Origin of the sequence: Nonomuraea sp. K271 (assembly GCF_009908215.1) — a bacterium.
GTDB lineage: Bacteria > Actinomycetota > Actinomycetes > Streptosporangiales > Streptosporangiaceae > Nonomuraea > Nonomuraea longispora.
This window is the reverse complement of sequence record NZ_JAAAHR010000253.1, coordinates 1-9,589: the sequence shown is the minus strand read 5'-3', so window position 1 is coordinate 9,589 and position 9,589 is coordinate 1. Positions and strand designations below refer to the sequence as shown.

The window sequence follows — 9,589 nt, the reverse complement described above, 5'->3', positions numbered from 1 at the left end:
CTCCGGGCCACCGCCGCCTCACCCAACGCCGCCCGCACCAACGCCCCACCTGGCCGCCGTAAGGACGCCTGTGCGCCGCCCGATCGGCCATGCGGACCGGGCCTACCTGTCTCGCACGCGGACGGCCCACGGGGCGCGCGTCGCGGCGGCCCGCCACGCGCACCCGGTGAGCGTCTCCCTGGACAGGGCCCGGCCGCGTGCGGTGGGCGGGCCCTTCCGTGCGGAGCCGTAAAAGATAGAACAGGCCTCCCGTGCGGGGGCCGCAGAAGATCAAACGGGCTCTCCCGCGCGGGACCGTAAGAATAAGAAGAAAAACCCGATCACGCGCCGAGGCACGCCGGGCCGAGCAGCTCCTTCAGGTCGCCCATCAGGGCGGGGGACGGGGTCACGCGGAGGCGGTCGTCGACGCGCATCACCGTCGTCTTCGGCCCGTTGTGCACCTGCAGATGCACCTCGGACGTGCCTGGGTGCGTCGTCAGGATCTCCTTGAGGCGTCCGACCACGGGAGGCGTGCAACGGGTCAGGGGCAGGCTCACCAGCAGCGGCCCGCCCGCCTCCTGGGTCAGGTCGGGGGCCGTCACCTCCATCGCGATGATTTTCGCGACGTCCTCGCGTTTGTCGATGCGCCCCCTGACGAACACGATGGCGTCCTCGGCCAGGATCGTCGAGCAGAGCTGGTAGGCCGACGGGAAGATCATCACCTCGATCGAGCCCGCGAGGTCCTCCAGCTGGGTCAGCACCCAGGTGTCGCCCTTCTTGGTGACCTTGCGCTGCACGCCGCTCAGGATGCCGCCCACGGTGACCACCTGGCCGTCGGAGCGGCTCTCGTCCTGGACGGCGGCGATCGAGCAGTCGGCGCCCGCCGCGAGGATGTGCTCGACGCCGAACAGCGGGTGGTCGGACACGTAGAGGCCGAGCATCTCGCGTTCGAACTGAAGGAGCGTGGTCTTGTCCCACTCCCCCAGCGGGATCTGCACGTCGAAAGTCTGGTCCTCGCCGCCCTCGACCGCCCCGAACAGGGAGTCCTGGCCGATGGCTTCGTTCTTCTTGATGTCGATGATCGCGTCGACGGCTTGTTCGTGCACCGTGACCAGGCCCTTGCGCACGTGGCCGAGCGAGTCGAACGCGCCAGCCTTGATCAGCGACTCGATGACCCGCTTGTTGCAGACGATGGCGGGCACCTTGCGCAGGAAGTCCTTGAAGTCGGCGAAGCGGCCCTTCCCCTTGCGGGCGGCGATGATGCCGTCGACGACGTTGGCGCCGACGTTGCGGATGGCCGACAGGCCGAACCGGATGTCGGTGCCGCGCGGGGTGAAGTCGAAGTCGGAGTCGTTGACGTCCGGCGGGAACACCTTGATGCCCATGCGCCGGCATTCGTTGAGGTAGAGGGCCGACTTGTCCTTGTCGTCCTTCACCGAGGACAGCAGCGCGGCCATGTAGGCGGCGGGGTAGTTGGCTTTGAGGTAGGCGGTCCAGTAGGCGACGAGGCCGTAACCGGCGGTGTGGGCCTTGTTGAAGGCGTAGTCGGAGAACGGCAGCAGGATGTCCCAGAGTGCCTTGATGGCCTCGGTGGAGTAGCCGTTGTCCCGCATGCCCTTCTCGAAGGTCACGAACTGTTTGTCCAGCTCGGCCTTCTTCTTCTTGCCCATCGCCCGCCGCAGCAGGTCGGCGCCGCCCAGGGAGTAGTTGGCGACCTTCTGGGCGATGGCCATGACCTGCTCCTGATAGACGATCAGGCCGTAGGTCGTGTCGAGGATCTCCCTCAGCGGCTCCTCGAGCTCGCGGTGGATCGGGGTGATCTCCTGCTGGCCGTTCTTGCGCAGCGCGTAGTTGGTGTGGGAGTTGGCGCCCATCGGGCCTGGCCGGTAGAGCGCGAGGGCGGCGGAGATGTCCTCGAAGTTGTCGGGGCGCATGAGCCGCATCAGCGAGCGCATGCCGCCGCCGTCGAGCTGGAAGATGCCGAGCGTGTCGCCCCGCGCGAGGAGTTCGTAGGCCTTGCGGTTGTCGAGCGGCAACTCCAGCAGGTCGATCTTCTCGCCGCTGGTCGACTCGATCATCTTGAGGCAGTCGTCGATGATCGTGAGGTTGCGCAGGCCCAGGAAGTCCATCTTCAGCAGGCCGAGCGTCTCGCAGGTCGGATAGTCGAACTGCGTGATGATCGCGCCGTCGGAGTCGCGGCGCATGATGGGGATGTAGTCGGTCAGCACCTCGGCCGACATGATCACGCCGGCGGCGTGCACGCCGGTCTGCCGGATCAGGCCCTCCAAGCCCTTGCCGAGGTCCATCGTCGCCTTGACGTCGACGTCTTCCTCGTAGAGCTTGCGCAACTCGCCGGCCTCGGCGTAACGCGGGTGGTCCTTGTCGAAGATGCCCGACAGCGGGATGTCCTTGCCCATGACGGCCGGCGGGAACGCCTTGGAGACCCGGTCACCCAGCGCGTAGGGGTAGCCGAGGACGCGGCCGGCGTCCTTGATGGCGGCCTTCGCCTTGATGGTGCCGAAGGTGGCGATCATGGCGACCTTGTCGGCGCCCCACCTCTCGGTCACGTAGCGGATCACGTCACCGCGCCTGCGCTCGTCGAAGTCGATGTCGACGTCGGGCATGGACACGCGCTCGGGGTTGAGGAAGCGCTCGAAGATCAGGCCGTGCGGGATGGGGTCGAGGTCGGTGATGCCCAGCGCGTACGCCACCAGCGAACCGGCCGCCGACCCGCGCCCGGGGCCGACGCGGATGCCGTTGTTCTTCGCCCACATGATGAAGTCGGCGACCACGAGGAAGTAGCTCGGGAAGCCCATCTGGATGATGACGCCGAGCTCTTTCTCCGCCCAGGCGCGGTGCTCCTCGTCGACGCCCCCGGGAAAGCGCCGCTCAAGGCCCTTCCACACCTCCTGGCGGAAGAACTGTTCCTCGGTCATCCCGTCGGGGATGGGGTAGGTCGGCATGAGGTTCTTGAACTCGAAGAACCCGGTCGGGTCGACCTTCTCGGCCACCAGCAGCGTGTTGCGGCAGCCCTCGGCCCACAGGTCGGAGGAGTCGACCGCGCGCATCTCGTCGGCGGTCTTGATGTAGTAGCCGCTGCCGTCGAAGCGGAAGCGGTCGGGGTCGGACAACTGCTTGCCCGTCTGGATGCACAGGAGGGCGTCGTGGGAGGCGGCGTCGGACTCGTAGGTGTAGTGGGAATCGTTGGTGACCAGAGGCGGGATGCCGAGCTCCGCGCTGATCCTGGTCAGCCCGTCGCGGACCCGGCGCTCGATGTCGAGGCCGTGGTCCATGATCTCCAGGAAGAAGTTGCCCTTGCCGAAGATGTCCTGGTATTTCGCGGCGGCCTTGAGCGCCTCGTCGTACTGGCCGAGCCGCAGCCTCGTCTGCACCTCGCCCGACGGGCAGCCCGTGGTGGCCATCAGGCCGTCGGCGTGCTCGGCGAGGATCTCGGCGTCCATCCGCGCCCACTTGCGGACGAACCCCTCGGTGTAGGCGCGCGACGACAGCCGCATGAGGTTGTGCAGGCCCGTCTTGTTGCGCGCCCAGATCGTCATGTGGGTGTAGTAGCCGCCCGCCGAGACGTCGTCCCTCTTCTGGTGCGGCTCGCCCCACAGCACGGGCTTCTTGTTGTGGCGCGTCTCGGGGGCGACGTAGGCCTCGATGCCGATGACCGGCTTGATGCCCGCGCCGGTGGCCTGCTTGTAGAAGTCGTAGGCGCCGTGCATGTTGCCGTGGTCGGTGATCGCGATCGCCGGCATGCCCAGGTCGCCGACCTGTTTGAACATCTGCTTGAGGCGGGCGGCCCCGTCCAGCATCGAATATTCGGTGTGCACGTGCAGATGGACGAACGAGTCGCTGGACGACATGGAGCGGCGCCTCCTGGCCTCGATGGGTTGTGCGATCCGACTTTAATGGTCCCGGCCGACACTCCGGGGCCCATAGCGCGCCACCGCGTCGCCCACAGGACATCGGCCGGCGCGGGCCGCCCGGATGGATCACCGGCTGGGTAGGCTCGATGGCGCATGCAGGAGTGGTCGCTCGGGGAGGACACGCTGGACGAGACGAAACGGAGGATCGCCCGGATCGTCACCGCGGCCGCGCTCGGCGTCGCGCTGGCCCTCGCCTGCCTGCGGCTGGGCGCCCTGGAGAAGCTCGCATGCTCGGTCGGGGACGCGGGCTGCCCCACCACCGGCGAGCCGGGCGGCCGGCTCCCCCAGGTGACCCGGCTGACGCCCGTGGAGGTGGCGCAGAGCGGCGCGTACGTCGCGCTCGGCGACTCCTTCTCCTCCGGCGAGGGCGTCTACGATCTGGACGACCAGCCCGTCAACGACGGCGCCGACCGCTGCCACCGCGCGACGGGCTCGTACGTGCCGCTGGTGGCCCAGGCCTACCGCTTCAACGGCGGCACCGAGTTCTTCGCCTGCAGCGGCGCCACCACGGCCGACCTCTTAGCGGGCCAGCACGGCCGGCCGCCCCAGGTCGGCCGCGCCGGCCCGAGGACCAGCCTGGTGACGCTCAGCATCGGAGGCAACGACGCCGGCTTCACCAAGGTGCTCACGGGCTGCATCGTCAAGCTGCCCGGCTCGTCTGCCTGCGTCGAGCAGGAGGCCGCCGTCGAGCGCCGCATCGAGGAGCTGCGCTCCAGCGTCCTCACGGTCCTCAAAGAGCTTCGCGTACGCGCGCCGGGCGCCCGCGTCATCGTCCTCGGCTACCCGCGGCCGTTCCCCGCGAACCCGGTGGAGAGCGTCGACAACCTCAGCCCGCAGGACCAGCGGTGGCTCAACGGCATGACGCGCCGCCTCAACGACACGGTCGGCGCGGTGGCCGCCGGCTTCGACCGCATGCTCGACTCATTCGAGGCCCCCGGCAGCGTGGAGTACGTGGACGCGTACGACGCCTTCACCGGACACGAGGTGGGACGGCCCGAACCATACCTGAACGGGTTGCACGTGGACATGGGCGATCTCCAGGTCAACGCCCGCAGCTACCACCCGACGGGCGCCGGCTACCGCCGCTTCGCCGACCTCGTCACCCGTCAGATCGCCAAGGGCCCCGGCCGGACCATGCACAACATCCGCGTCAGCACCCCCTGAACGAGCGCACGGTGACGCGCCCGCGAGCGCCGGCACCCGGCGCGAACGGCGCACCTGCGAACGGCGGACCGGCGCGGCGGCCGCACGCGGGGAACGACCGGCACGCACGCAGGCGGCAGGCCCGCGCACGGAGAACGACCAGCGCGAGCGCAGTGGGCAGGCCCGTGCGGCAGCGTCCCCGCGAGGCGTGCGGGGGTGCCGCCTCAGCGGTGGGCGCGTTCCTCGGCCAGGTGGAGGCCTGCCTCGATGACGGCGTTCATGATGGGGGCGAGCCGCGCCTCCCCCAGCGACGGCGCGCGCGACGCCATCCGCTTGACGAGAGCACGCTCCCGGTCGAGATCGCGCCCGGCGAAACCGCCGACGGGTTTGATCCTCTGGACGATGCCCGCCAGCGCGGCCCTGCGCTCCAGCAGCGTCGCCAGGGCCGCGTCCACCCGGTCGATCGCCTCCCTGCACTCCGGCAGCGTCGCGGGCGACTCAGGACGGAGGAGGGCGCCCACGACGGTCACGGCCTCTTCCGCCGCCTGCAGGGCCGCCTCCGGGCCGGCCTGGAGGATCGCCCCCGGCTCCGCCATCGCTCCCGGCAGGCCGATTCCGCCTGCCGCCGCGAACTCCCGGGCCACGACGCCCGCGTAACCGGCCCTCCTGGCCTGCGGCGGATCGCCCGTGCCGACGCGTCCGGAACCGACGGCGCCGTTCCCGGACGCGCCCCCGTGCCCGGCGGACCCCGTTCCGCCGTTCCCTGAACCGGACGCGCCCCTGAGCCCCGCGGGTCGCGTCCCGCCGTCGCCCGAACCGGCCGCGCCGGAGGCGGAGGGCGTTCTCGCGGCGTTGACGGAGGCGGCCGGGACGGGAGCGGGGAGGAGGAGACCGTCGGCGCCGGCGGCGACCGCGGCGGCGGACAGCCCGACATTCCGGGAGACGTCGGCGAGCACCGGCCGCCCGGACGCCACCCGCGCGGCCCGCATCACCCCCAGATCCAGCGACCCCCCTTCGCAGAGGATCGCCTGCCCGTCCCCCTCGGCCGCGCAGTAGTCGGCCAGTCCGAGCCACTCCTCCAGGGTCCCCGAGGCCCGCCGCTCCACCACGACCGGCAGGCCCAGCCCGGCCGCCGCCCGCACCAGCGGGATGTCGCGCGTCCACGTCGAGCCCACCACCACCGCGCCGGCGAGCGCGGCGATCGCCGGCAGGTCGGCGGCCGAGGACGGCTCCACCAGCAGCGGCGCAGCCCACCCCGCCCGCTCGCGCAGCACCTCGTACGCGTCCGCCCGCCCGTTGTGCTCGCGCAGGCTCACCCGGCCGCCGATCACCACGGCGGGACCCTCGCCCACGAGCAGGCCGCCCACCGCCACCGCGTGCCGTTCCAAGGTCGATGACATCTCGATCCCTCGCTCGGGCCGGCTCTCTGGAACCGGCAGGAAACCAAAAAGGCAGAGACGGGGCGTCTCTGCCTCTGCCGACTCCAGGTGGTCGCTAGTCTCCGACCGGCCCTCCTGGAGCCGGCTCGATAAACGCGTAGCGACAAGTCATGTCTGAAACCCTACACCCACGCCTCCACCTGCTGGGCGATGCTTCTCACATGGCGGACTACCTGTCAGGCGAGTCGCCGTTGATCCCTGCCTATGGGAGTATTTCTTGGCCTAGAGGAGGGTTTGAGGCCGTTGACGTCGGATCGTAAGCAGGACGGACGCCGCATCGCCGGCCGCTACCAGCTGCAGGAACCCATCGGCAGGGGCGGAATGGGCATCGTGTGGCGTGCCTATGACGAACTCCTTGACCGCACCGTCGCCGTCAAGGAGGTCAGGTACGCCGCCGCACTGGGCGATGAGGTACAGCTGCTGAACCGGCGCACCATGCGCGAGGCGAGAGCGGCGGCGAGATTCGAGCATCCCAACGTGATCGTCGTACACGACGTGATCGAGGAGGATGACAGGCCCTGGATCGTCATGCAGCTCGTCCAGTCACGTTCGCTGGGCACGGTGATCAAGCAGGACGGGCCGCTGCCGCACAAGCGGGTGGCCGAGATCGGCCTGGCCGTGCTCGACGCGCTGCACCGCGCCCACGAGGCGGGCGTGCTGCACCGCGACGTCAAGCCGGAGAACGTGCTGCTCGCCGACGACGGCAGGGTCGTGCTCACCGACTTCGGCATCGCCACGCTGGAGACGGAGACCCAGCTGACGGTGACGGGCCTGGCGGGCACCCCGGCGTTCATCGCGCCCGAGCGGCTCAAAGGGCTGCCCGCGCGGCGCGAGTCGGACCTGTGGTCCCTGGGCGCCACGCTGTACACGGCGGTGGAGGGCCGCTCCCCCCACGAGCGGGGGATGGCGCTGGCCACGATGCACGCCGTGCTCACCGACGAGCCCGATCCCATGCCGCACGCGGGACCGCTGACCGAGGTGATCAGCGGCCTGCTGGTGAAGGAGCCCGTGCAGCGGCTGACGTACGAGGAGACGCAGCGGCTGCTGCGGGCCGCCATCGCGCAGGCGAGCCCGCCGCCGACGGCGCAGTTCCCCGCCGCCCAGCCGCTCGAGGCGCCGGCGCAGGCCAAGCCGCGCAAGGTGCCGTTCCCTCCCGTTTCGGCGAGCAGGCCTCGGCCCGCCCCCGCTCCGGCCGTGGACGAGACGCCGACCGACCCGAAACTCGCGGCGGCGGCCCCGGCCGTCCCTGAGACCGGCGCGCGGCTCTCCCCGATGGCGGAGGAGCCCCGGTCGGCGGCGGAGCCGACGGTGGACGCGGCCAGGCCGGGTCAGGTGCGGGCCGGGATGGTCGTCGCGGCAGCCGCGGCGGTCGTGCTCGTCGCCGGCGTGGGCGGCTACCTCGGCCTGCGCTCGGCTCCCGACGACCAGGCGTCGGGCGGGCCGGTCTCCTCCGCGCCCGCGCCGGCGTCGCCGAGCCCCTCCCCGAGCGACTCACCGTCGCAGAGCCCGTCCGAGGATTCCGGTCCCAGCAGCAGCCCGAGCTCCGAGCCGAAGCCCACCGAGCCGGCGAACGCGCTGCCCGCCGGGTGGAAGATGTACAAGGACAAGAAGCTGGGCTTCTCCATCGGGTTACCCAAGGGCTGGGACGTGTGGGACCGCAGCGGCAGGCAGGTCAAGTTCAAGGGACCGGGCGCGGCGTCCAACGCCTACCTGATGATCGAAGAGGCGGCCAAGCCCGGCAGCGACCCGTACAAAGACTGGAAGAAGCAGGAGCCGAGCCTCAAGCACAACTTCGGGGGCTACGAGAAGATCGACATCAAGAAGGTCGACACCGGAAAGTACGACTACATGAAGGCCGCGGCCGACTGGGACTTCACCTGGAACACCAACACGGGCAAGACCCGTGTGCGCAACCGGGGTTTCATCACCGACAACGGGCGGGCGTACGCGATCTACTGGCACACCCTGAAGAGCCACTGGAAGGACGACTACGACTTCTTCGAAGGGTTCTGCGCGACGTTCAAACCGGCGAAGTAGGCTTCGCTGAGTGGAAAAGCAGGTCAGCAACCGCTATCGCCTCCTGGAGCCGCTCGGCGAGGGCGGGATGGGCGTGGTGTGGCGCGCCTATGACCAGTTGCTCGACCGCACGGTGGCGATCAAGGAGGTCCGCTACTCCGGGGTCGGCGACGCGCGGCTGGCCGAGCTCACCCGCAGGACCATCAGGGAGGCCAGGGCGGCGGGCCGCCTCGACCATCCGTCGGTGATCGTCATCCACGACGTCGTCGAGGAGGACGGCCGCCCGTGGATCGTGATGCAGCTGGTGCCGTCCCGCTCGCTGGCGCAGGTGATCCGCGAGGACGGGCCGCTGCGGGTGGGGCAGGTCGCGGTGATCGGCGGCCGGCTGCTCGGCGCCCTGCGGGCCGCGCACGCGACCGGGGTGCTGCACCGTGACGTCAAGCCGGAGAACGTGCTGCTCGCCGACGACGGCAGGGTCGTGCTCACCGACTTCGGCATCGCCTCGATGGAGGCGGAGGCGGGGCTGACGGCGACCGGCAACGTGGTGGGCACGCCCGCCTACATGCCTCCCGAGCGGCTCAACGGCGATCCCGCCGGCCCGGAGTCCGACCTGTGGTCGCTCGGGGCCACGCTCTACGCGGCCGTCGAAGGCGAGCCGCCGTTCAAGCGCGACTCCTGGGCGGCGACCGTGGCGGCGGTGCTGCGCGACGAGCCCGAGCAACCGGCCAGGGCCGGAGCCCTGAAGCCGGTCATCATGGGGCTGCTGCGCAGAAACCCCGCCGCCAGGATGCCCGCGGAGGAGGCGGCCAGGCTCCTGTACGACGCCGCCGACACCCCCGGACGGCCGTCCGCCGCCGGCACCGCGCAGGTCCGGGCAGGCGGCACGACCGGCCCGCCGGACGACGCCCATACAGGGACCGGCGGCGACCGGCGGCCCACGCTCCCCGGCCGTCGCACACGCGCCAGGACCCGGTGGATCACGGTGACCGCCGCGGTGATCGGTGTGACGGCGCTGGGCACGGCGAGCGTCCTACTGGGCTGGACGACGCTCCCCACGATCGGTTCGACCACCCGGCCCAC

At 70.7% G+C, this 9,589-nt stretch carries 5 protein-coding genes; 3 read left to right on the top strand and 2 right to left on the bottom strand.

All coding sequences use genetic code 11. The features are described 5' to 3' along the window. Positions 1 to 320: 320 nt before the first annotated feature. Positions 321 to 3,848: a DNA polymerase III subunit alpha gene (dnaE, locus tag GUY59_RS44360; protein WP_138208551.1), complete on the bottom strand. Its 3,528-nt coding sequence runs from the start codon at positions 3,846 to 3,848 to the stop codon at positions 321 to 323. Positions 3,849 to 4,004: 156 nt separating this feature from the next. Here dnaE and GUY59_RS44355 point away from each other — a divergent pair, with 156 nt between their 5' ends. Further along, on the top strand, positions 4,005 to 5,075 hold the full coding sequence (locus GUY59_RS44355) for an SGNH/GDSL hydrolase family protein (protein ID WP_138208550.1): 1,071 nt from the start codon (positions 4,005 to 4,007) through the stop codon (positions 5,073 to 5,075). A gap of 203 nt (positions 5,076 to 5,278) precedes the next feature. On the opposite strand, the gene GUY59_RS51110 is transcribed toward GUY59_RS44355, so the two are convergent. Next, entirely contained in the window at positions 5,279 to 6,454 is a 1,176-nt protein-coding gene (locus GUY59_RS51110) for a chorismate mutase (RefSeq protein ID WP_161715047.1), read from the bottom strand. 282 nt (positions 6,455 to 6,736) lie between these two features. Here GUY59_RS51110 and GUY59_RS44345 point away from each other — a divergent pair, with 282 nt between their 5' ends. Together GUY59_RS44345 and GUY59_RS44340 are read left to right on the top strand one after the other, a co-directional pair. Continuing rightward, positions 6,737 to 8,530: a serine/threonine-protein kinase gene (locus tag GUY59_RS44345; protein WP_161715046.1), complete on the top strand. Its 1,794-nt coding sequence runs from the start codon at positions 6,737 to 6,739 to the stop codon at positions 8,528 to 8,530. A gap of 10 nt (positions 8,531 to 8,540) precedes the next feature. Further along, a partial coding sequence (locus tag GUY59_RS44340; RefSeq protein ID WP_161715045.1) for a serine/threonine-protein kinase occupies positions 8,541 to 9,589 on the top strand: 1,049 nt, incomplete at its 3' end.